We start from the raw sequence: 22,061 nt of genomic DNA on the forward strand, positions 1-22,061 counted from the left end.
GCAGCCGGGCCCGCGGCCGCGGAGCCGCTGCTCCCCGTGGAGCTGCTCGGCGTCCCCGCACCGCCCGGGGACGCGGAGCCGGTGACCGTCGCGGAAGCCTTCGTGCCCGCGCGCCGGGCGTCCGTCTCCGAGTGGCCGCTGCCCGAGCGGGCCCTGTCCCGGGCGCTGCGGCCGCTCAAGCGCACCTCGCCCTCGCTGGTCGAGACGGAGATCGACGAGGAGGCCACGGCCGAGCACGCGGCGCGCGAGGGGCTGTGGGTGCCCACCTGTGTGCCGGTGCGCGAGCGCTGGATGGACGCCGTCGTGGTGGTGGACAGCGGCAGTTCGATGGTGGTGTGGCGGCGGACGGCCGAGCATCTGGTCACCCTGCTGCGACGCACCGGCGCCTTCCGGGATGTGCGGGTGCACCGGCTGAACACCGACCATCCGTTATCCGAGGACCGGTCGCCGGTCGCCGGGATGCCGCCGCGCGGCAAGCGGACGGTGCTGGTGCTGACCGACGGCATCGGCGCGGCCTGGGCCGATGACAGCGCCCAGCGCGCGTTGGCCCACTGGGCGCGGCACGCCTCGGTCGCCGTGCTGCATGTCTTACGCCAGGGCCGCTGGCACCACACCGGTGTGGCCCCGGAGCGGGTGCGGGTGCGGGTCCCCGAGGCGGGCGCGCCCAATGGCACCTGGCGGCGGGCGGACGGCGGCTTCTGGCCGGGCGGCGCACCACCGGTCCCGGTGCTGGAGCTGGACGCGCGGTGGATGGCCAACTGGGCACGGCTGGTGACCCGCCCGTCGGCGCGCGGCGAGGACACGATGGCGCTGCTGCCCGGGGCGCCGGCCGAGCGCTGGGAGCCCGAGCCCGAACCGAGTGCCTGGGACCGCGTCTTCCGGTTCCGCGCCACCGCCTCGCCGAGCGCCTTCCGGCTGGCGTCCCGGCTGGCCGCCGCGCCGTTGAACATTCCCGTGATGGAGTTCGTGCAGGGGATCCACCAGCCGGAGGGCAGCCCCGCCGATCTGGCCGAGGTCCTGCTGGGCGGGCTGCTGCGCAAGGTGGGGACCGCCGATCCGCTGGACGAGACGGGCATCGGCTACGAGTTCCACGACGGGGTGCGGGAACTGCTGCTGTCCGCCGGGATGCGGGACGAATCGCTGTACATCCTCGGCAGCGTCCTCGACCGGCTCGGCCGCCGCTGGAAGCCGCTGCTGATGCTCCGCGATCTGCTCAACCACCCCTCCGGCTCGGTGCGCGACCTTCCCAGGACGGAGCGTCTGCTGCCGTACATCCGCCTTCAGGAGCAGGTCTACCAAGCGCTTTCCGGCCCGTACCTGGAGGGCGCGCGCTCCTTTCGCGCCCTGGTCCTGGCCCATCAAGCGCTCGCCCGCTCGGGGGAAAGCCGACCCGATCCAGTTGAAGGCGCATCACACAGGGGAAAATATGTGGACTCCGAGGCGGTTGACATGACGTACTCCACGACTCCCCGACCTGATCCGCAACCCGAGGCCGACGATTCACCATCCCCGCCGGCGCACGGCACGCCGGGCCCGGCGGCGGAGCATCTGAGAGGAACATTCGTGTCCGTGACCGCTGCCCGGTCCCTGCCCGCCATGGAGGAGCGCCAGGCCGGGGAACCCCCGTCCATCTGGGGAAATGTACCGCCCCGGAACAACAACTTCACCGGGCGGCAGACGTTGCTCGACACTCTCCACGAGCGGCTGAGGAGCGAGGGCACCGCCGCCGTGCTGCCCGAGGCACTGCATGGGCTGGGCGGGGTGGGCAAGTCACAGATCGCGCTGGAGTACGTCCATCAGCACTCCGCCGACTACGACGCGGTGTGGTGGATCCCGGCGGAGCGCCCGGAGCAGATCCGCCAGGCGCTGGTGCAGCTCGCCGACCGGCTCGGACTGCGCGCGGGCATGGAGGCCAACACGGCCGTGCCGAGCGTGCTCGACGCGCTGCGCACCGGACGCCCGTGCCGCAACTGGCTGCTGGTCTTCGACAACGCCGAGGAACTGGAGACGGTGCGGCCGTTCTTCCCGGCGGGCGGGCCGGGCCGGATCCTGGTCACCTCGAGGAACGCACAGTGGTCGCGCGCCGCCCGCACGGTCGAAGTGGACGTCTTCGAGCGGGAGGAGAGCATCGAGCTGCTGCGCCGCCGCGGGCCGGAGCTGCCACGCGATCAGGCCGACCGGGTCGCCGACGCCCTGGGGGACCTTCCGCTGGCCATCGAGCAGGCGGCGGCCTGGCTGACCGAAACGGGTATGCCGGTCGACGAATACCTTCAAGTCTTCGAGGACGAGCGGGCCGACGTCTCCACCCGCCGCAATGAGCTGCTGGCGGCGGGCGTTCCGGTGGACTACCCCGAACCGGTCGCCGCCGCCTGGAACATGTCGCTGCGCCGGCTGGCCGAAACCCATCCGGGTGCGCTCCAACTTCTCCAGATGTGCTCGTTCTTCGCGCCCGAGCCGATCTCCCGGCGGCTCTTCTCCGGTGTGCGCGGGGTCTCCCTCTCCCCCGAGCTGTCGGAGGTGCTCCAGGACCCCATCAAACTCGGCCACGCGATCCGTGAGATCAACCGCTACGCCCTGATCAAAATCAATCACCGCAGCAACACGATCGAAATGCACCGGCTGGTGCAGGCCGTGCTGATCGGCCAGATGTCCACACAGCAGCAGGCGGATATGCGCCACAGCGCCCATGTGCTGCTGGCGTTCGGCGACCCCAACGACGTCGCTCCGCCGAACTGGGGGCGGTACGCCGATCTCCTCTCCCATGTCCGGGCGTCGCGCGCGATGGAGTGCGATGACAAATGGGTGCGCCAGATGGTGCGGAATCTGGTGCGTTTCCTCTTTATCTGGGGGGACCACGAGGGTGCGCTGGAGCTAGGTACCCAGGTGCGCCGGGAATGGGTGGAGACGCTCGGCGAGGACAGTGCGGAGACGCTGGCCGTCTCCCGGACCCTGGGCCATGTCCTGACCGTGCTCGGGCACTTCAAGGAGGCCCGGGAGCTCAACCGCCGGACGCTGGAGCTCCAGCGCGCCAAGGACGGCGACGACCACGAGAACACCCTGGTGACTCAGGGCGCGGTCGCCGTCGACACCCGCTACCAGGGCGACTACGCGCACTACGTGGAACTGGAGAAGGACCGCTGGACCAGGACCCTGCGGCTCTTCGGGGACGAGGACCCGTACTCCATCGGCTCGGCGAACGACTACGCCCTGGCCCTGCGCGCGGTGGGGGACTACGAACGCGCCCGGCAACTGGACGAGGACGCCCGGCGCACCGCCGGTCTGGTGCTCGGCGAGAACGCCCTGCTCACCATCCTGGTGGAGGCCAATCTCTCCATCGACATCCGCGAGGGCGGGGACTATCCGGCCGCCCGCGACATGCTGGAGCAGACCTGCGCCCGCGCCCGCCAAGCGCTCCCGCAGAACGCGCCCATCGGGGTCTACGCCCTGCGCAACCTCGCCGTGGCGCGTCGTAAGGCGGGCGACCACGAGGGCGCCCTGGACCTCAGCCGGGAGGTGCTGGAGCGCTACCGGCTGCGCTACACCGAGCCCAACCTCAACATCACCATCACGGCCCTGGCCCTCTCGATGGATCTGCGGCACACCGCCGATCTGGAGGGCGCCCGTGAGCTGGGCCGCAAATGCCTCGACGAGATGCGCGTCCTGCTGGGGGAACGGCATCCGGCGACGCTGGGCGCGGCGACCGACCTCGCCGTGACGCTGCGGCTGCTGGGCGAGACGGATGAGGCGCTCGCGCTGAACAAGCAGACGCTGCCGGTGCTGGTCGAGCGGCTGGGAGCCGACCACCCCACGGCGCTGGCCTGTGCCATCAACATGGCCAGCGACCACTACACCCTCGCGGACTACCAGGAGGCCCGCGACCTGGACACCACGACCCTGGCGAGCTGCCGGTCCCGGCTCGGTGAGGACCATCCCACCACCCTCGCCTGTGCGGTCAATCTGTCGGGGGACCTGCGCGCGCTGGGCGAGGGCAGGCAGGCGGAGGAGCTGCACCAGGACGCGCTCGGCCGGCTGCGCCGGGTGCTGACGGCCAACCACCCGACGACGGTCGCGGCGGCCCGTGGCATCCGGGCGGACTGCGATGTGGAGCCGATCTCCATCTGAGCCGCCGTCCGCGGCTCCGTTCACGGGGCCCGCGCCGCGCCCCGCTCACCCGGGTGTACGCGTCCCGATCCACCGCGCCAGAGCCACCGGATCGGGACCCGCGTCCGGCGCGGTGCGCAGCTCCCGGTGGACGGCCAGGGCCAGTTCGGGGTGGTTCAGCAGCGTCGTCCTGGCCGCGCCGTCCGGCAGGCTGAGCGCGAGCCCCGCCCATGCCGGGATGTCGTCCGGGTCCGCTCGCAGGCGAGCCCGGTAGCCGCCCAGCGCGGCCACCGGGTCCCCCGCGGCCCAGTCGAGGTCGGCCTGGTCGGGGGCGTCACCACCCCCGGGCAGCCCCTCTCCCCGGCCCTCGCACAGCCGGGCGAACCCCGCCGGATCCCCGAGCCGGAGCCGGGCGAGCGCGGGGCGCGCCGGTGCCTCGGGGCGGGCCGGCCGGACGGAGGTCCCGGGCAGCTCTCCGGGAGGATCGGTCCGTTCCCGCCAGGCCCGTGCCCACCGGAGGGTCGGCTCCGGGTCCGCCGACAGGTGGCGCATGCGGTGGACGAGCCGGTGGTCGTCGATCAGATCGGACGCCAGGCCCTGCGGCAGGGAGGGCACCCGCTGCGCCAACCACAGCCTCAGGCGTTCTCCCAGCCGGTTGAGGAACTCCTCGCCCCGGGGCGTCAGTTCGGCGTGAGCGAGGAGCGTGCGCAAACCCGAGGCGGTCTGTGCCCGCCGCAGCGCGAACTCGAACGCGGCGCTGTCCCGAGCCGGTCCGGGCTCGGCGCGCCGCACCCGGTCCCACCAGAATCCGGTCACGCCCAGGAACGCGTACACCCCCTGGAGGAGTCCGCGCAGCGGTCGCGGGTCCAGCCGCCAGGGCGCGTAGTGGATCTCCTCCAGGCCCCCTTCGATCAGGGGCAACAGGTCCATCAGGGCGCTGAGTTTGATGTGCTGGGCCTCGTGCACCAGCGCGGCGGCGAGGGTCAGCGGGTCCGTGGCCCCGTTGAGCAGCACACAGCCGTACGCCTCCGGCGATGAGGCGCTGAACGGTTCGGGCCAGGCGGCGTACGGCACGGGCACGACGGAGGCCAGACAGGCGCCGATTCCCCGCGGGTCCACCTGACGCTGCTCCGAGACCAGCCGCCACGCATTGTCGAATCGCTCCTGCCAGCCCTGCCACTCTTCGTCGTCGAGCCGCTCCGGGCCTCGGATCCGGAGAAAGTCGCGATAGGGGTCGATGTCATCGACAACGGGCGAGCAGACAATCCCCTGGTGTTCTCCGCGCAGTCGCCGCAGACCGTGCCAGCCAGGAGCGTCCTCGGATAAGTCGGCGGGCAGCGTCACCGAATGCGGGCCGGATAACACCGCCGCCTTCTTCCCGCTCATGACGACCTCGGCGACATCGGTCGTGTCCGGAATGCGGGCGAATCCCAGGGCCGGCAATATCACCCCGCCCTCGCGCACGGGAACGGCGCCGCGAAAGTCGATTCCGGCGAGAAGAGCGGCGGAGGCGGCTACGGCATACAGATAACCCACCGCACTCCACAGCGGCTCGTCCCCCGATTCCAGACCGCGCAGCCTGCGCAAACAGCGGTTGAGCCACACACCCATGGGAGGGTGCAGCAGCAGCCTGTCCACGGCGGCCGGGGAGCGGTGCTCGGCCCGAACCAGCAGGTGCCAGGCGTCCCGGGGCGGGGGGAGAGGGCCGGGCAGGGCGGGATGCGCGGAGGCGATGTCCACCAGGGCGCGCAGCAGCAGCATGGTCCGGCTGCGCTGTCCCGACCTCAGTTCGGCCACGGCGGAGGGGCCGCCCGAACCCCGCGCCAACTCGGCGAAAACCTCCGCCGATAAACGATGGTTGAGGCCGCGCGTGGCGGAGGACGTCATAGCCGCCTAACTCACACAAGTTTCCTGCGACGCCGACGAGTTGCCGATCGTCGGCGGGCGCTGGACGATGTCGAGCAGCCGCTCCGTCACCGCGGAAAGCCCCTCGTGCCGAAGCCCCTCGCGCCGCTCGAGGTCTTCCAGTGTCGCCCCCGATAGGTCCAGTAGCTCCGTCTCGACCTCGGTCGCGACTCGTTCCATGACACGGTCCCCCTCCGGACGCTCCCTACCGGCTCATTTGCGGCATCCCCATGGTGGCCTACCCCCTATTGATTGCGAAAGGGTGAACACGGCCAGTCGGCGCCCGCCTTGTCAAGATTTTCGGACACGTCCGTGCGCCGGGGAACGCCCCGATATGCCGGTGTCATCCACCCGTTCCGGATTGCATCGCCTCGACCTCGAAGACACCTCCGCACGCCCGGAACGACCGCGCCGAGATCTTCATCGCGTCGAAGGAATCCGGCGGATAGACGCGAATCCGCGCGGCGGCGCGGCGGCACGGGGTGTCGGTCATGCCCTCGTTCAGTGTGTGCAGGGCGGCCGAGGCGCTGCCGCCGGGCGGCAGGGTGATCGGGGAGTACGTGGGGCCGCGCCGGGTGGCGGGGGCGCCGATCGCCGCGTCGGTGGAATCGAGCAGCGAGACACCGGGATATCCGGTGAGGGTGCAGGTCGTGGCGCCCTTGTTGGTGAACACCAGGGGCAGATACACATTGCCGGCGCCCACATCCACCCGGCCGGCCGCCAGCGTCAACTGCGTCTTGGAGCAGACGCGGCGCGCTCCGGAGGCGGCGGCGGGCCGTGAGGAGGACGCGTGCGAGGGGGCGGGGCGCGCCGAGGGCGGAGGGGACTGCGCGGTGTGCGAGGCCGGCCGCTCGTCCCGTGAGCCTTCGGATGTGTCGGCGGAGTCGGCCGACGGGGACGAGGGTGGTGCGGCCGAGGAGGCGGAGGTGACGGACGAGGCGCGTTGTGCGGAGTCCCCGTCCCCGGTGTCGCTGCCGCAGGCGGTGACCGTGGCCAGCGCGCCGACGAGCAGCGCGCATAAGACCGGTGGCCGGAGCGAGCGGGACCGCGATGTCGTCGTACGCCGAGCAGCCGAGCCGTTGCGTTGACTCATGAGCGACCTCCCGAGGTCAGCCATCTGCCGGGGACCGGCGGCGAGGTCGGTGCCCCGATGCCTGCCGTGCGTCCCCCTTCGGTCTCCCTTCCCCGCCTGAAGGCTCTTATGTCCGGGCACATTGAGCGCGTCAGCGCGCCAATTCCTCACATGGGATTCTCTACCGCAAACATCAGAACACCTTGTCCCAGCCAGAACCGTGGGATTACTGTTCGGCAGCCATCGCACTTGCCAACTGCCTTACCAGGACAGGAAGAAGGACTCCATGGCCGCTCGAGGACGTCATCGCCGGCCCCGCCCCCACCGTGTCTCCCGCGCCTCGCTCGCGATCACCCCGGGCGGCGCCGGTGTCGCCCTGCCGCTCATCGGCATCGGCCAGGCGAACGCCGCCTCGGCCGCCACACCCACTTCGCCCGCCCCGGCCGTCACCAGCGTCAAGACCGTCACGGCCGAGAAGGCACAGCCGCTCCTCATCGTCCCGAAGGCCGTGCCCGAACCCCCGGCCAAGGCGCACCCTCAGCCCGCCTCGTACACGGTCGTCCGCGGTGACACCCTCTCCGCGATCGCGGACACGGAGAACGTGGCGGGCGGCTGGGAGCGGCTCTACGAGATCAACCGCCAGGTGATCGGCGCCGACCCGGATGTGATCCGCCCCGGCCAGCGGCTCACCCTCGGGCGCCACTGAAAAGGCGGGCGCCACTGAACAGGCGGGCGCCTGTTACGGAAACGCGGGCAGGCACGCATCAGCCTCCGCCCGCGGCGGACCGCGGCGGACGCCCTCCGCCTCAACGGGCCTCAGCCCCGCCTCAGATCAGCAAATGTGCCTTGGAGTGGGTGACTTCCTCGATGTCGCCACCTGCCTTGCCGATCAGCCGGTGCGCCAGATTGGTCAGTGCCCGCGCCGCCGCGATCTCCTCGCCGACCCTCGGCTGTGACGGGTCCTCGGGGTTGCGGTTGGCACGGCCCTGAGCCAGCATCTCGGTGCCGTCGTGCATCCTCAGCCGGACGACCGCTTCGGTCAGCGGACCGATCTCACGGAATTCCATCTGAATGTCGCATCCCACGATCGTCTCCATCGCGATCACCTCCTGCGTCACCTTCCAGGATGCGCCTCACCCGTCTCTCCAGTCGACCGGGACAGCAACTCCACCACCTCGTCGTCCGCGGTCTGGGAGAAGTCCTCGTACCACTCCCCCACCGCCGCGAAGTCCGAGGGGGTGGAGAGGGCCACCACCTCGTCCGCGTCCTCGCGCAGCGTGGTGACCGCGTCCGGCGGCGCCACCGGCACGGCGAGGACCACCCGGGCGGCTCCCTGGGCCCGTGCGACCCGGCAGGCGGCCTGGGCCGTGGCACCGGTCGCGATGCCGTCGTCCACGACGATCACGGTCCGGCCCCCGACCGGGACCCGTGAGCGGCCCTGGCGGAACCGGTGCGCCTTGCGGGCCAGCTCCTCCCGCTCGGTCCGCTCCACCTCGGCGAGGTCCTCCTGGTCGGCCCGGCTCATCCGGACGATCGCCTCATGGACGACCCGTACGTCGCCCTCGCCGATGGCGCCGAACCCCAGCTCCCGGTGGAAGGGGACGCCGAGCTTACGGACGATGATCACGTCCAGGGGCGCATGGAGCGTCCGGGCCACCTCGAAGGCCACCGGCACCCCGCCCCGCGGCAGCCCGAGCACGACCGGTTCGGCGTCGCCCAGGGGGCGCAGCGCCTCGCCGAGACGCCGCCCGGCGTCCATCCGGTCGGTGAAGATCATGGACTCACCCCCGCTGCTCAGGAATCTTCCGCGAAGCGATCCGACGGTTACGAATCAAGCCGACGATTCGCCCGTCCGCAAACCGGCGGCCCCCGGCCGACGGCCAGGGCTCGCGAATGCCGCGGACTCCGGCACCCTGGAGATATGGAGAACGTCACCGGCCCGGGCGAGTCCGGATACCCCGTCTTCGTCGAGTCATTCGACGCCGACAGCCGCTACCGGCGGGTGCGGCTGCGCGGCCTGGGCTGCGAACCACTCGAACCGGAGGAGTTCGAGCCGCGCGTCCGGCAGGTCTTCCCCGATATCGACCTCGACGACCCGGCCCAGGTCCACTGGGAGGACCGGCCCGGGCAGTGGCCGCCCTGGCATCCGGGCGAGGCATGACCGTCCTGGTCGGCACCTCGGGATGGCAGTACCGGGACTGGCGCGGCGATCTCTACCCGGAGGGCTGTCCGCAGCGGTTGTGGCTCGAGGAGTACACCCATGCCTTCGACACGGTGGAGAGCAACAACGCCTTCTACCGGCTGCCCTCGTACGATCAGTTCGCCACCTGGCGGGAGCGCCTCCCCGAGGGCTTTGTGATGGCGCTCAAGGCGAGCCGGTACCTCACCCATATCAAGCGGCTGCGCGAGCCGGAGGAGCCGGTGGCGCGGCTGATGTCGCATGCGGCGGGGCTCGGCGACCGGCTGGGGCCGGTGCTGCTCCAGTTGCCGCCCACGCTGCGGGCCGACGGCGAGCTGCTGGACCGCGCTCTGCGCTGCTTCCCCGCCGGGACGCGGGTGGCCGTCGAACCGCGGCACACCTCCTGGTGGACCGAGGAGATCCGTACGGTGTTGGAGCGCCGCGCGGCCGCGCTGTGCTGGGCCGACTCCGGCTCCCGCCCGGTCACCCCGCTGTGGCGGACCACCGGGTGGGGGTATGTGCGCTTCCACGGCGGCCTCGCCCGGCCGGCCCCGCACTACGGGCGTCAGGCGCTGGACACCTGGGCGCGGCGGATCCGGGACACCTGGCCGGCCGGGGCGCGGGTCTACGCGTACTTCAACAACGACACGGGCGGGGCGGCGGTGCACGACGCGGCCGTCTTCGCCCGCGCCGTGTCCCGCGGCGGGCGCCCGGTCAGCGCCGCCCCCGCGCGGTAGCGCCGGTGCCCGCCGGGCTCATTCCTTCACCGCCCCGCCCAGCATGCCCTCGATGAACCGGCGCTGAAGCGCCACATAGACCACGACCACCGGCAGGGCGATGAGCACCGAGGCCGCCGCGAGGAGCGAGGCGTCGGAGCTGTGCCGGCCCTGGAAGAAGGCGAGGCCGAGGGGGACCGTGCGATGGGCCTCGTCGCTGACCATCACCAGGGCCATCAGGAACTCGTTCCAGGTCCACATGAAGGTGATCACGACCATGGTGGAGATCGCCGGGCGGCCCATCGGGACCAGGACCCGCCACAGCGTGGTCCAGGTGTTCGCCCCGTCGATCCGGGCCGCCTCGATCACCGACCGTGCGCTGCCGCGGAAGTACGTGCGCATCCAGAAGACCCCGAAGGCCAGCGACTGCGCGGTCTGCGGCAGGATCAACGCCCAGTAGCTGTCGGTGAGTTCGGCGTAGCGCAGATCGAAGTAGAGCGGGACGACCAGTGCCTCCTGGGGCAGGGTCAGCCCGATCACGAAGAGGTGGAAGAGCACCGTGGAGCCGGGGAAGCGCATCACCCCGAAGGCGTACGCGGCGAGGACGGCCAGCACGGTGGTGGCGGCCACCACGACCGCGGTGACCAGGACCGAGTTCCCAGATAGGTGCCGAAGTGGCCACGGCTCCAGGCGTCGGCGAAGTTGTTCCAGTGCAGTCCGCCCTTGGGCAGCGAGAAGCCGGTGTCCAGGGAGTTCTGCGAGCCGAAGGCCGTGGAGAGGATGCCGATCACGGGGGTGAGCGCGATGACGGTGAAGAGGGCGAGGATGCCGTAGGTGACGGTGCGTTCCAGGCGTGTGGTCATGACCGCCGCCCTTCCACGAGCCGGGAGACCGTGACGGTCAGGACGAAGATCAGAACGGTGAGGGCCACGCCGACGGCGGCGGCCGAGCCGACCTGGTTGGTCTCGAAAGCCCGGTGGTAGACCTCGTAGGCGGGTACGGAGGTGGCGTTTCCGGGGCCGCCGCTGGTGGTGATGTAGATCAGGTCGAAGTTGCGCAGCCCCGCCACGATGGTCAGGGTCAGCGCCACCGCGATCTGCGGTCGCAGACCGGGCAGGGTGACGGTGAGGAATTCGCGCAGCGGACCGGCGCCGTCCATCCGTGCCGCCTCGTACAGCTCGCGCGGGATGCGCTGGGCCCCGGCGAGGAAGAGGACCATGCACAGCCCGGTGCCGACCCAGGTGCCGACGATGCCGACGGCGGGCAGCGCCCAGGTGTAGTCGCCGAGCCAGGGGCGGGCGAGGCCGCCGAGGCCGACCGCGCGCAGGGCGTCGTTGAGCAGCCCGTCGGGGGCGAGGATCGAGCGCCAGGCCACGCCGACCACGATCAGCGCCAGGACCTGCGGCAGGAACAGCACCGTACGGAAGAAGGTCATCCCCCGGATCCGGACCCGGGACATCAGGGCGGCCAGCAGCAGCCCGATGGCCACCGGCAGGGCCGCGTAGAAGACGAGCAGCAGCAGCGCGTGGAGGAAGGGGGCGCGCAGGCTCGCATCGCTGAACAGGGCGCGGTAGTTGTCGAATCCGGCGGGGGTGGCGACCGTCAGCCCGTCCCAGTGGACGAACGACAGCCACACCGACTGCCCGAACGGGTAGAGCAGGAAGGCGGCGTACACGATCAGCGCGGGCAGGATGTACACATACCCGATGGCGCGCGGCTCTCCGGGCGCCCGGCGGCGGTAGGCCCTGGTCACAGCGGTGGCCTTCATCGGGTCCCCGCCGGTGCGGGGGTGGCCTTGTGCTGCTCGCGCTGCTTGTTCATAAACGCGCCGTAGTCCTTCTCCAGGGTCGCCGCGAAGGCGTCCGGGGAGGTCTTGCGGCTGATCACGCCCTGGAGGGCGGCCGAGAGCGTGTCGTAGAAGGTGGGGGTGGCGTAGTCCAGGTACGGGACGAGTCCGTCGGCGGCGCTCAGCCGCTTCCAGCCGGCAATCATCTGGCCGTCGGCGCTGTCCGGGCTCACCTGCGACGCGGCCTTGCCCGGTACGGCGGGCAGCACTCCGTGCCGGGTCATGACGTCGGCGGCGTGCGCGTCGGTGAGGAAGTCCAGATAGGCGGCGGCCACCTCCGGGTGGCGGGAGCGGGAGGTGATGGACCAGGCGAGCCCCTGGCCGCCGGTGGTGACGGGGTCGCCGCCGGCCTTGGCGGGCGGGGGCGGCATGATGCCCAGCTTGCCGCCCATGGACTTCTTGAGGTCGGCCAGTTGCCAGGTGCCGGTCAGCAGATACGCGCCGTCGCCGGAGGCGAACTTCTTGGCCGCGTCGTCATAGCCGAGGCCGTTGGCGCCGCCCGGCAGATAGCCGCGCCTCATCCAGTCGGCGAAGGTGGCCGCGGCGCCCTTGGTGGCGGCGTTGTCGAAGCCGTCGCCGCGGCCGAGGACGGTGTCGCGGGCGTCGGCGGCGCCGAGCTGGTCGTGCAGCACCCCGAAGGTGTGGATGGCCGGGTACTTGTCGAGGTTGCCGAACTGGACCGGCAGCTCGCCGCGGTCCTTGAGCCGGGCCAGGCCGTCGGTGAACTCGCCCCAGGTGCGCGGGGGTTGGAGCCCGGCCCGCTTCAGCAGCTCCTTGTTGTAGTAGAGGCCGATGTACTCGCCGGTCTGGGAGATGCCGTACAGCCGCCCCCTGCCGAAGTCGTTGCCGTCGGCGGAGACCCGGTTGAGGCCCAGCAGGGTGCCGGGGTAGCGGGTGTTCCAGTCGTAGATCCCGGCGTAGTTGTCGAGCGGGGCGAGCAGCCCGGCCCGGACGAAGGCCACCATGTCCGGGTAGCCCTGGTTGGCCTGGATGACATCGGGCGGATTGTTGCCGGAGACGGCCAGCTTCAGGGTGGTCTTCAGATCGGTGAAGCTCCGGGCGACCCGCTTGATCCGCACATTGGGGTACTTCTTCTCGAACTCCCGGTTCAGTTGCTGTATCTCGCCGTTGGTCCCGCCGCGTATCTCCTGGTCCCACACGGTCAGCGTGGTCTTTCCGGCCTTGGCCGGATCGGGTATCGCGGTGGCCGCGCCGGTCCCGGCACCGGCGGCCCCCGAGCCGTCGGTGCCGGGGACACACCCCGCGGCGAGCAGGACGACGCCGACGGCGAGCGCGGCCGGGACGGCTCTGCCACGCGGCCGGCGCGCCCGGGTACGGGCGAGTTCCATGGGGTTCTCCTCGATGCGGTGGTCAGGAGCGTCAGGACCGTTGGGCACTGTCATGCACCCGGAAGCCGATGGTGGGCTGAGCCCGCAGCCGTGGGCAGTCGCGCACCCGGTCCGGGATCAGCTCGCCCAGGAAGGCGTAGCGGCGGGCGAGTTCGGCCGCCTCCGCCCCGCCGTCGGCGGGCCGCCGCGCCCGGTTCCACCAGGCGGCCACCTCCGGCCAGCCGGGCGCGGCCAGGGAGCCGCCGAAGTGCTGGACGGAGAGGGCGGCGGTGAGGTTGGCGAAGGCGAGTCGGTCGGCGAGCGGCCAGCCCGCGAGCGTTCCGGTCATGAATCCGGCCACGAAGACATCGCCCGCCCCGGTCGGGTCCAGGGCGTCCACGGGCAGCCCGGGCACCTCGGCGCTCTCCCCGGTGAGCGAGTCGATGGCCACGGCGCCCTCGGCGCCCCGGGTGACGACCGCGATCGGCACCAGCTCGGCCAGGGCGCGCACCGCCCGCTCGGGGCTGTCGGTGCGGGTGTAGCGCTGGGCCTCGGCCGCGTTGGGCAGGAAGGCGTGGGCGTAGGGCAGATCGGGGAGCGCGGCGGGGTCCCAGCGGCCGGATTCGTCCCAGCCGACATCGGCGAAGATCTTGCTGCCCTGGGCGTGTGCCCGGCCCACCCAGTCCTCCTGGCGGCCCGGTTCGAAGGCGGTCACACAGGCGCGGGAGCGGGGCGGCGCGCCCTGGACGGCGGGCGGCGGGGCCGGGTGCTCATGGGTGACCATGGTGCGCTCGCCCTCGTACGCCATGGAGACGGTGACCGGGGAGTGCCAGCCGGGGACGCGCCGGGAGTGGGTGAGGTCCACGCCCTCGCCGAGGGCGAGGCTCTCCCAGCAGTAGTCGCCGTAGACATCGGTGCCGAAGGCGGCGGCCAGCGTGGTGTGCAGTCCCAGCCGGGCCAGGGCGGTGGCCATGTTGGCGATGCCGCCGGGGCTCGATCCCATGCCGCGCGCCCAGGACTCGGTGCCGCGGACGGGGGCGTGGTCGAGCCCGGTGAAGATGATGTCCAGGAACACGGTGCCGGTGAGGTAGACGTCGTGCTCGGGGTCCGTGGCGGCGCGCAGCGCCGCGAGCGGGTCGATCGGCTGGATCGGATCGGGTGTTGCGGCCGTGGTGCTCACCGACGTGCCTTTCCTTGTGCGGCATGGCGTGTTCGCGTGGATGTGGCGTGAGCGACACCTTGCACCCCGGATGGGGTGAATGCAAGAGGTCGATCACAGTCGCGCACACTCGCTCATCTGGAGTACGTTGCCACCATGCTGCGAGAGACCCGCCACGAGAAGCTGCTGAGCATCCTCGGCGAGGAGGGCGTGCTGCCCATCGGGGAGATCGCCACGCGTCTGGGCATCAGCGAGGCCACCGCCCGCCGGGACCTCACCGAGCTGGGCCGGGCGGGCCGGCTCACCCGGATCTACGGCGGCGCGGTGGCGGCCCCCACCGAGGACGAGGAGCGCCCGTTCGGCGAGGTGGCGGTCGACGACCTGGCCGACAAGGAGGCCGTCGCCCGGGCCGCCGCGGAGCTGATCGCGGACGGCGATGTGCTGCTGCTGGACATCGGCACCACCACCCTCCAGCTCGCCAAGCTGCTGCGCGGCCGACCGGTCACCGTGGTGACCAGCAATCTCGCGGTCTACGACGAGCTGCGCGACGACCCGAAGGTGACCCTGATCCTGCTGGGCGGGCAGGTGCGCGCCAACTACCGCTCCCTGGTCGGCTTTCTCACCGAGTCCAACCTCCGCCAGTTGCGGGTGGGCCGGCTCTTCCTCGGCGCGAGCGGGGTCCTTCCCGACGGCAGCGTGCTGGACAGCACCCATGTGGAGGTGCCGGTCAAACGGGCCATGCTCGGCGCCACCCGGGAGGTGGTGCTGCTCGCCACCGCGGGGAAGTTCCCCGGTGACACCGGCCTGGCCCGGATCTGCGGACCGGAGCGGATCGACACCCTGATCACCAACAAGACATCCGACCCGGCGACGCTCGCCGTATTCCGCGAGGCCGATGTGGAGGTAGTGACCGTATGAGGCTGACTGTGCTGGGCGGCGGCGGGTTCCGTATGCCCCTGGTGTACCGGGCCCTGCTCGATGACACCGGGGACAAGGCCGGGCGCTGCACCGAGCTGGTGCTGTACGACACCGACCCGCACCGGCTGGACGCGATCCGCGCGGTCCTGGCCGAACAGGCCGAGGGCCGCCCCACCGCCCCCAAGGTCCGGGCCACCACCGATCTGGACGAGGCGCTGCGCGGCGCCGACTTCGTGTTCTCGGCCATCCGCGTGGGCGGACTGGAAGGCCGGGCCAACGATGAGCGGATTCCGCTCGGCGAAGGGGTGCTGGGGCAGGAGACCGTCGGCGCGGGCGGGGTGCTCTACGGGCTGCGCACCCTCCCGGTGGCACTGCGGATCGCGGAGCGGATCGCCACCGTGGCCCCGGACGCGTGGGTCATCAACTTCACCAACCCCGCGGGCATGGTCACCGAGGCCATGCAGCGGGTGCTCGGCGACCGGGTGATCGGCATCTGCGACTCCCCGGTCGGCCTGTGCCGCCGCGCCGCGCGGGCGGTCGGGGCCGATCCGGACCGGGCCGGCTACGACTATGTGGGCCTCAACCATCTGGGCTGGCTGCGCCGGGTGATGGTGGACGGCCGGGACCGGCTGCCCCAGTTGCTCGGCGACACCGCCGCCCTGGAGTCGTTCGAGGAGGGCAGGCTCTTCGGCGCCGAGTGGCTGCGGGCGCTCGGCGCGCTGCCGAACGAGTATCTGCACTACTACTACTTCAACCGGGAGGCGGTGGCCTCGATCCGCCAATCCCCGGCCACCCGTGGGGAGTTCCTCCGCGACCAGCAGGCCAGATTCTACGAGACGGCGGGCTCCGGCGCGCCCGGGGCGCTCGGGGCGTGGGAGCGCACCCGGCTGGAGCGCGAGGCCACGTATATGGCCGAGAGCCGCGAGGCCACCGGCGGCTGGGAGCGCGACTCCTGCGATCTGGACGGCGGCGGCTACGACCGGATCGCACTCGCCATCATGCGGGCCATCGCCCGCGATGAGCGCGCCACGCTGATCCTCAACGTACGCAACCGTACGGCGGTGCCCGGTCTTGACGAGGACGCCGTGGTGGAGGTGCCCTGTCTGGTGGACGCGGGCGGGGCGCGGCCACTGGCGACCGGCGCGGTGGCGCCGGACCAGCTCGGCCTGATGCTGTCGCTCAAGGCCGTGGAGCGCTCGGCCATCGAGGCGGCCACGACCGAAGCGGGCAGCGATTCGGGCATCGCCCGCGGCGCGGCCCTGCGGGCCCTGGCACTCCACCCCTTGGTGGACTCGGTCAAGGTCGCGGGCCGGATTCTGGATGCCTCCGGGGCGCTCGCCCGCTCATAGGGCCTGTCTGGGGTTGTGATCTGGGCTCGCGGGGCGTGGCACGCTCCCCCAGCTACCGCTGGGAGGTACCCCCTCTCGCGGCGTTGCCGAAACGCCCTAGTAGCTCCGCTACGAGGGCCTTCCGGCGCCTTGCGATCGCACGCACCACGCCCCGCTCCCTGATCCAGATCACAACCCCAGACAGGCCCTAGCACATGTCCGTTCGGGCATTCCCCAGTATCTGGAGGCGCCCGGTCGGGCTCCGTTCACGCCCTCTTTCGGTAAACGGGCGAGAATCGGGCCCTGGTTAAGGACAATCAGGCATCCGGGTTCCTCACCGTCCGTTGCCTCATCCGTTCTGACCTGCTGAGATAACGGTTGTGAAACGGGCGCATACGGTCATGATCTCTGCGGTGCCAAGGCTGGCCACTCCTGTTGCACGCTTGTAAAACTGCCATCCAAGCCGAAAGAGAAGGCAGGAGGTGCGGCGTGGACGCCGAGGAACGCCGTCGGGAGATCCTCGACAAGGCTCGCCGTGCCGGCGTCGTCGATGTGGGCAAACTCGCCGCCGACCTCGGGGTGTCCAAGGAGACGGTCCGCCGCGATCTGCGGGTTCTGGAACAGCATGGACTGGTGCGGCGTACCCATGGCGGCGCCTACCCCGTGGAGAGCGCCGGTTTCGAGACCACCCTGGCCTTCCGCACCACCATGCATGTGCCGGAGAAGTCGCGGATCGCGACCGCGGCAGCCGATCTGCTGGGCGATGCCGAGACGGTCTTCATCGACGAGGGATTCACCCCGCAACTGATCGCGGAGTCCCTGCCCAGGGACCGGCCGCTCACCGTGATCACCGCTTCCCTCACGACCGCCACCGGCCTCGCCACCCGTGACAACACCACCGTGCTGCTCCTCGGCGGCCGGGTGCGCGGGGGCACGATGGCCACCGTCGACCACTGGGCAACGCATATGCTCTCGGGCTTCGTCATCGACCTGGCGTTCATCGGCGCCAACGGCATATCCCGCCAGTACGGCCTGACCACTCCGGATCCGGCGGTCAGCGAGATCAAGGCGCAGGTGGTGCGGGTGTCCCGGCGGAAGATCTTCTCCGGGGTGCACACCAAATTCGGAGCCGTCAGCTTCTGCCGGTTCGCCGATGTCTCGGACTTCGAAACGATTGTGACCGACACCGGTCTACCGCTGACCGAGGCACATCGCTATTCGCTGCTGGGCCCCCAGATCGTCAGGGTCTGACGCCCTCCCCCCGCTGTTTCTCACCTTCCCCACGTCCCTTCGATTGGACCCGTTATGCCAGTCCTGACTCTTCGTGCTGCCCGGATACCGGTGGTGGCCCTGACCGCGGGCGCGCTCCTGACCGGTTGCGCCGGTATGGGGGGCGGCAGCTCAGGCGACAAGACCATCCGCGTGCTGATGGTGAACAACCCGCAGATGGTGGACTTGCAGAAGCTCACCCAGAAGTATTTCACCAAGGAAACGGGCATCACGGTCAAATTCACGATGATGCCCGAGAACGAGGTCCGCGACAAGATCAGCCAGGACTTCGCCAATCAGGCGCGCCAGTACGACGTGGCCACCATCAGCAATTTCGAGGTGCCCTTCTACGCGAAGAACGGCTGGCTGATGCCGCTGGACGGCTATGCCGCCAAGGACAAGGCATTCGATCAGAAGGACGTCCTCCCCTCGATGCGGGAGTCGCTGACCGCCGAGGACGGCAAGCTCTACGCCGAGCCCTTCTACGGTGAGTCGTCGTTCCTGATGTACCGCAAGGACGTCCTCGCCGAGAAGCATCTGAAGATGCCCGAGCGGCCCACCTGGCAGCAGGTCGCGGACATCGCCTCCAAGGTCGACGGCGCCCGCAAGGGCATGAACGGCATCTGCCTGCGCGGACTGCCCGGCTGGGGTGAGCTGATGGCCCCGCTGACCACGGTGGTCAACACCTTCGGCGGCACCTGGTTCACCAAGGACTGGAAGGCGCGACTGGACTCGCCCGAGTTCACCAAGGCGACCAAGTTCTATGTCGACCTGGTGCGCAAGCACGGTGAGGCCGGTGCGGCCCAGTCGGGCTTCGCCGAATGCCTGAACAACCTCACCCAGGGCAAGAGCGCCATGTGGTACGACGCCACCTCGGCCGCCGGGTCGCTGGAGGCCGCCAAGTCCCCGGTCAAGGGCAAGATCGGATATGTCCAGGCGCCGGTGGAGAAGACCGACAGCTCGGGCTGGCTCTACACCTGGGCCTGGGGCGTCCAGAAGGCGACCCGCCACCCCGACAACGCGTGGAAGTTCATCTCCTGGGCATCCAGCAAGAAGTACGAGGAGCTGGTCGGCAAGAAGTTCGGCTATGCCAACGTACCCGCGGGCAAACGGTCGTCCACCTATGCCAATCCGGACTACCGCGACACCGCCGGCTCCTTCTCCGAGGAGACCCGCAAGGCGATCCTCGGCGCCAAGCCGCGTGATCCGGGAGTGCAGCCGCGGCCGACCATCGGCATCCAGTTCGTCGATATCCCCGAATTCGCCGATCTGGGCACCAAGGTCGCCCAGGAGATCAGCGCCGCCATCGCCGGAAAGCAATCCGTCGAATCGGCATTGCAGAAGTCGCAGAAGCTGGCCGAGAAGGTCGGCGAGGAGTACCGATGAGTAATCCGACGACGGCAGTATCCGTGAGCGGCGAGCGGCCACCGACCGCGACACCCGCCTCCGCACCGCGCCCGGTGGCGCGGCGGAACCGGGCCCGGGAGTGGGCCACCCGGGCGCCGCTGCTGCCCGCACTGATCTTTCTGATCGTGGTCACCCAGCTTCCGTTCGTGGCCACGCTGGTGATCTCGCTCTTCGACTGGAACTCGTTCCGGCCCGACCGCCGCGCCTTCGCGGGGCTGGACAACTACAAGACGGTGCTCAGCGACGACGCGCTGCGCGAGTCCATCGTCACCACTGTGTTGCTGACCGCCTCCGTGGTGATCGTCAGCGTGGTGCTGGGGCTGCTGCTGGCGCTGCTGCTGGACCGCAAGTTCCGTGGCCGGGGCCTGGTCCGCACCATGCTCATCGCACCGTTCCTGCTGGTGCCGGTGGCCTCGGCGCTGCTGTGGAAGCACGCGCTGTACAACCCCGAGTACGGCCTGTTCAACGGCGTGCTCAACTGGCTGGGCGGGCCCCAGCCGGAGTGGCTCACCGATACGCCGCTGATCGCGGTGGAGGCGTCGCTGATCTGGCAGTGGACGCCGTTCATGATGCTCATCCTGCTGGCCGGGCTACAGAGCCGCCCGCTGGACATGATCGAGGCGGCCCGGCTGGACGGGGCGGGCAACTGGCAGATCTTCCGCTTCCTGACGCTTCCGCATCTGCGCCGCTATCTGGAGCTCGGCACCCTGCTCGGGTCCATCTACATCGTGCAGAACTTCGACGCCGTCTTCACCATGACCCGCGGTGGCCTGGACACCGCCAACCTGCCGTACACCATTTACGAAACCTTCTACAACGCCCACGAGTACGGGCTGGCATCGGCCGCGGGGGTCGTGGTGGTGATCGGCACGATCATCATCGCCACCTTCGCGCTGCGCGTGGTGTCGTCCCTCTTCCGTGAGGAGGCGTCCCGCGCATGACCGCCGTGAGCACCCCGGTGCCCATCACATCGATTCCGGAAGCCACCCGCCGGGCCAAGCGGCGCGGTGCCGCGCTCGGCGTACTGGCCTGGTTCATCGGCATCGTCTTCGTCCTGCCGGTGCTGTGGATGCTGCTGACCTCGTTCCACTCCGAGGCCGACGCCGCCACCAACCCGCCGTCGCTGGCCGCTCCGCTGACCCTCGACGGGTACAAGGACTTCTTCGGCGTGGGCGGCGGGGCCAGCCCCTGGCCCGCGCTGCTCAACTCGGTGGGCACCTCCCTCTTCTCCACCTGCTTCGTGCTGGTGCTGGCGCTTCCGGCGGCGTTCGCGCTGTCGATCCGTCCGGTGCGCAAGTGGACGGATGTGATGTTCTTCTTCCTGTCCACCAAGATGCTGCCCGTGGTGGCCGGACTGCTGCCGGTGTTCCTGTTCGCCAGGGACATCAACTTCCTGGACAACGTCTGGCTGTTGGTGATCCTCTACACCTCGATGAACCTGCCGATCGCGGTGTGGATGATGCAGTCCTTCCTCGCCGACATCCCGGTGTCCATCATCGAGGCCGCCCAGATGGACGGGGCGCGGCTGCCCACCATCCTGTGGCGGGTCGTCGCCCCGATCGCGGGCCCGGGCATCGCCGCCACCTCGCTGATCTGCTTCATCTTCAGTTGGAACGAGATGCTCTTCGCCCAAGTGCTCACCGGTGTGGTCGCCCAGACCGCCCCGGCGTTCCTGACCACGTTCGTCACCAGCCAGGGGCTGTTCCTGGCCAAGGTGTGCGCGGCGTCGATGGTCATTTCTCTGCCGGTGCTCGCCGCCGGTTTCGCCGCCCAGGACAAGCTGGTCCAGGGCCTGTCGCTAGGAGCAGTCAAATGAGGGCCGCAGTCATCGAAGCCCCCGGCAAGGTCACCGTCGCCACCGTCGCGGACCCCACCCCGGGCCCCCGTGAGGTCGTGGTGGACGTGGCGGCCTGCGGGCTGTGCGGCACCGATCTGCACATTCTGCAAGGGGAGTTCGCGCCCACGCTGCCGATCGTGCCCGGGCATGAGTTCGCCGGTGTGGTCGTCGGTCTCGGCAGCGGTGTCACCGAGCTGGAGGTGGGCGACCGGGTCGCGGTCGACCCCTCCCTGCACTGCCATGAGTGCCGTTACTGCCGGATCGGCCGGGGCAATCTGTGCGACAACTGGAACGCGATCGGGGTCAGCGTCGCCGGCGGGGCCGCCGAGTTCGCGGTGGCCCCGGTGGCCAACTGCGTCAAGCTGCCCGAGCATGTGGACGTGGCCGACGCGGCCCTGATCGAGCCGCTGTCCTGCGCGGTGCGCGGCTATGACGTGCTCAACGGCAACCTGGGCGCCGAGGTGCTCATCTACGGCTCCGGCACCATGGGGCTGATGATGCTGGAGCTGGCCAAGCGGACCGGCGCCGCCAGTGTGGACATGCTCGACGTCAACTCCGAGCGGCTGGCCACCGCCGGCACCCTCGGCTGCACCCGGTCCGCCGCCTCGGCGGACGAGCTGGAGCAGCCGCGCGGCTGGGACGTGGTCATCGACGCCACCGGCAACCAGGCGGCCATTCAGGACGGCCTGGGCCGGGTGGCCAAGGCCGGAACGTTCCTCCAGTTCGGTGTCTCCGACTACGCGACACGGGCCACCATCGAGCCGTACAAGATCTACAACCAGGAGATCACCATCACCGGGTCCATGGCCGTGCTGCACAGCTATGAGCGTGCCGCCGGGCTGTTCGCGACCGGGGTGCTGGACCCGAAGATCTTCATCAGCCACCGGCTGCCGCTGGAGGAGTACCCCCAGGCGCTCGACCAGTTCAAGGCGGGACAGGGCCGGAAGATCGTGGTCGTCCCGTAACCGTACGTGGTTGACGGCCCAGGCCCGGGGC

At 70.5% G+C, this 22,061-nt stretch carries 18 protein-coding genes and 2 pseudogenes; 11 read left to right on the forward strand and 9 right to left on the reverse strand.

The window, feature by feature from the left end; all coding sequences use genetic code 11:
• Positions 1-4,122, forward strand: a 4,122-nt coding sequence (gene fxsT, locus KN815_RS19185; RefSeq protein WP_216343173.1) for an FxSxx-COOH system tetratricopeptide repeat protein, incomplete at its 5' end; no start/stop codon positions are given.
• Between the two features lie 45 nt (positions 4,123-4,167).
• Here fxsT and KN815_RS19190 read toward each other — a convergent pair.
• The 3 genes from KN815_RS19190 to KN815_RS19200 form a co-directional block, all read right to left on the reverse strand.
• Complete coding sequence (locus tag KN815_RS19190; RefSeq protein ID WP_216343174.1) at positions 4,168-5,988, reverse strand: HEXXH motif domain-containing protein; 1,821 nt, start codon at positions 5,986-5,988, stop codon at positions 4,168-4,170.
• A gap of 6 nt (positions 5,989-5,994) precedes the next feature.
• The gene (locus tag KN815_RS19195) at positions 5,995-6,186 is read right to left on the reverse strand and encodes a hypothetical protein (protein WP_216343175.1); all 192 of its coding nucleotides are present in this window, start codon (positions 6,184-6,186) and stop codon (positions 5,995-5,997) included.
• 163 nt (positions 6,187-6,349) lie between these two features.
• Complete coding sequence (locus tag KN815_RS19200) at positions 6,350-7,099, reverse strand: DUF4232 domain-containing protein (protein ID WP_216343176.1); 750 nt, start codon at positions 7,097-7,099, stop codon at positions 6,350-6,352.
• A gap of 265 nt (positions 7,100-7,364) precedes the next feature.
• Between KN815_RS19200 and KN815_RS51545 the strand changes: the two genes are divergently transcribed.
• Positions 7,365-7,784, forward strand: coding sequence for a LysM peptidoglycan-binding domain-containing protein (locus KN815_RS51545; protein WP_301184601.1), 420 nt, complete (start codon positions 7,365-7,367; stop codon positions 7,782-7,784).
• 121 nt (positions 7,785-7,905) lie between these two features.
• On the opposite strand, the gene KN815_RS19210 is transcribed toward KN815_RS51545, so the two are convergent.
• Both KN815_RS19210 and KN815_RS19215 read right to left on the reverse strand, forming a co-directional pair.
• Entirely contained in the window at positions 7,906-8,196 is a 291-nt protein-coding gene (locus KN815_RS19210) for a DUF1876 domain-containing protein (RefSeq protein WP_371834390.1), read from the reverse strand.
• Between the two features lie 11 nt (positions 8,197-8,207).
• A pseudogene (locus KN815_RS19215) lies at positions 8,208-8,855 on the reverse strand (phosphoribosyltransferase); the annotation flags it as partial.
• Positions 8,856-8,999: 144 nt separating this feature from the next.
• On the opposite strand from KN815_RS19215, the gene KN815_RS19220 reads away from it, so the two are divergent.
• Both KN815_RS19220 and KN815_RS19225 read left to right on the forward strand, forming a co-directional pair.
• The gene (locus KN815_RS19220) at positions 9,000-9,239 is read left to right on the forward strand and encodes a hypothetical protein (RefSeq protein WP_216343178.1); all 240 of its coding nucleotides are present in this window, start codon (positions 9,000-9,002) and stop codon (positions 9,237-9,239) included.
• The gene (locus KN815_RS19225) at positions 9,236-9,994 is read left to right on the forward strand and encodes a DUF72 domain-containing protein (protein WP_216343197.1); all 759 of its coding nucleotides are present in this window, start codon (positions 9,236-9,238) and stop codon (positions 9,992-9,994) included. Before KN815_RS19220 ends, KN815_RS19225 begins: the two co-directional genes overlap by 4 nt.
• An 18-nt stretch (positions 9,995-10,012) precedes the next feature.
• Here the strand turns inward: KN815_RS19225 and KN815_RS19230 are convergent.
• The 4 genes and pseudogenes from KN815_RS19230 to KN815_RS19245 form a co-directional block, all read right to left on the reverse strand.
• Positions 10,013-10,836 (reverse strand): annotated as a pseudogene (locus KN815_RS19230) (carbohydrate ABC transporter permease).
• Positions 10,833-11,741, reverse strand: coding sequence for a carbohydrate ABC transporter permease (locus tag KN815_RS19235; protein ID WP_216343179.1), 909 nt, complete (start codon positions 11,739-11,741; stop codon positions 10,833-10,835). Before KN815_RS19235 ends, KN815_RS19230 begins: the two are co-directional and overlap by 4 nt.
• Positions 11,738-13,168 (reverse strand): extracellular solute-binding protein, encoded by a 1,431-nt coding sequence (locus KN815_RS19240; RefSeq protein ID WP_216343180.1) that lies wholly within the window; start codon positions 13,166-13,168, stop codon positions 11,738-11,740. Before KN815_RS19240 ends, KN815_RS19235 begins: the two co-directional genes overlap by 4 nt.
• A gap of 31 nt (positions 13,169-13,199) precedes the next feature.
• A complete protein-coding gene (locus tag KN815_RS19245) occupies positions 13,200-14,327 on the reverse strand; it encodes a carbohydrate kinase family protein (protein WP_216343181.1) in 1,128 nt (375 codons plus the stop codon).
• A 135-nt stretch (positions 14,328-14,462) separates the two neighbouring features.
• Between KN815_RS19245 and KN815_RS19250 the strand changes: the two genes are divergently transcribed.
• The 7 genes from KN815_RS19250 to KN815_RS19280 all read left to right on the forward strand — a co-directional run bounded on the left by KN815_RS19250 (position 14,463) and on the right by KN815_RS19280 (position 22,030).
• A complete protein-coding gene (locus KN815_RS19250; RefSeq protein ID WP_216343182.1) occupies positions 14,463-15,224 on the forward strand; it encodes a DeoR/GlpR family DNA-binding transcription regulator in 762 nt (253 codons plus the stop codon).
• On the forward strand, positions 15,221-16,573 hold the full coding sequence (locus KN815_RS19255; protein WP_216343183.1) for a 6-phospho-beta-glucosidase: 1,353 nt from the start codon (positions 15,221-15,223) through the stop codon (positions 16,571-16,573). Before KN815_RS19250 ends, KN815_RS19255 begins: the two co-directional genes overlap by 4 nt.
• A gap of 468 nt (positions 16,574-17,041) precedes the next feature.
• Positions 17,042-17,803, forward strand: a complete 762-nt coding sequence (locus KN815_RS19260) for a DeoR/GlpR family DNA-binding transcription regulator (protein WP_216343184.1) — start codon at positions 17,042-17,044, stop codon at positions 17,801-17,803.
• A gap of 54 nt (positions 17,804-17,857) precedes the next feature.
• Positions 17,858-19,207, forward strand: coding sequence for an ABC transporter substrate-binding protein (locus KN815_RS19265; protein WP_216343185.1), 1,350 nt, complete (start codon positions 17,858-17,860; stop codon positions 19,205-19,207).
• Entirely contained in the window at positions 19,204-20,169 is a 966-nt protein-coding gene (locus KN815_RS19270; protein ID WP_216343186.1) for a carbohydrate ABC transporter permease, read from the forward strand. The genes KN815_RS19265 and KN815_RS19270 overlap by 4 nt, the downstream gene beginning before the upstream one ends.
• Positions 20,166-21,044 carry a carbohydrate ABC transporter permease gene (locus tag KN815_RS19275; protein ID WP_216343187.1) on the forward strand — a complete coding sequence of 293 codons (879 nt, stop codon included), beginning with the start codon at positions 20,166-20,168 and terminating at the stop codon, positions 21,042-21,044. Before KN815_RS19270 ends, KN815_RS19275 begins: the two co-directional genes overlap by 4 nt.
• Positions 21,041-22,030, forward strand: coding sequence for a zinc-dependent alcohol dehydrogenase family protein (locus KN815_RS19280; RefSeq protein WP_216343188.1), 990 nt, complete (start codon positions 21,041-21,043; stop codon positions 22,028-22,030). The genes KN815_RS19275 and KN815_RS19280 overlap by 4 nt, the downstream gene beginning before the upstream one ends.
• Positions 22,031-22,061: the final 31 nt, after the last annotated feature.

Source organism: Streptomyces niphimycinicus (assembly GCF_018883605.1).
Classification (GTDB): domain Bacteria; phylum Actinomycetota; class Actinomycetes; order Streptomycetales; family Streptomycetaceae; genus Streptomyces; species Streptomyces niphimycinicus.

Bases quoted from the DNA above. Each gene is read 5' to 3' on its own strand.
- KN815_RS19195 (WP_216343175.1), bottom strand. From the start codon at position 6,186: ATGGAACGAGTCGCGACCGAGGTCGAGACGGAGCTACTGGACCTATCG.
- KN815_RS19235 (WP_216343179.1), bottom strand. From the start codon at position 11,741: ATGAAGGCCACCGCTGTGACCAGGGCCTACCGCCGCCGGGCGCCCGGA.
- KN815_RS19280 (WP_216343188.1), top strand. From the start codon at position 21,041: ATGAGGGCCGCAGTCATCGAAGCCCCCGGCAAGGTCACCGTCGCCACC.
- KN815_RS19270 (WP_216343186.1), top strand. From the start codon at position 19,204: ATGAGTAATCCGACGACGGCAGTATCCGTGAGCGGCGAGCGGCCACCG.
- KN815_RS19250 (WP_216343182.1), top strand. From the start codon at position 14,463: ATGCTGCGAGAGACCCGCCACGAGAAGCTGCTGAGCATCCTCGGCGAG.
- KN815_RS19190 (WP_216343174.1), bottom strand. From the start codon at position 5,988: ATGACGTCCTCCGCCACGCGCGGCCTCAACCATCGTTTATCGGCGGAG.
- KN815_RS19265 (WP_216343185.1), top strand. From the start codon at position 17,858: ATGCCAGTCCTGACTCTTCGTGCTGCCCGGATACCGGTGGTGGCCCTG.
- KN815_RS19200 (WP_216343176.1), bottom strand. From the start codon at position 7,099: ATGAGTCAACGCAACGGCTCGGCTGCTCGGCGTACGACGACATCGCGG.
- KN815_RS19275 (WP_216343187.1), top strand. From the start codon at position 20,166: ATGACCGCCGTGAGCACCCCGGTGCCCATCACATCGATTCCGGAAGCC.
- KN815_RS19255 (WP_216343183.1), top strand. From the start codon at position 15,221: ATGAGGCTGACTGTGCTGGGCGGCGGCGGGTTCCGTATGCCCCTGGTG.
- KN815_RS19220 (WP_216343178.1), top strand. From the start codon at position 9,000: ATGGAGAACGTCACCGGCCCGGGCGAGTCCGGATACCCCGTCTTCGTC.
- KN815_RS19225 (WP_216343197.1), top strand. From the start codon at position 9,236: ATGACCGTCCTGGTCGGCACCTCGGGATGGCAGTACCGGGACTGGCGC.
- KN815_RS51545 (WP_301184601.1), top strand. From the start codon at position 7,365: ATGGCCGCTCGAGGACGTCATCGCCGGCCCCGCCCCCACCGTGTCTCC.
- KN815_RS19240 (WP_216343180.1), bottom strand. From the start codon at position 13,168: ATGGAACTCGCCCGTACCCGGGCGCGCCGGCCGCGTGGCAGAGCCGTC.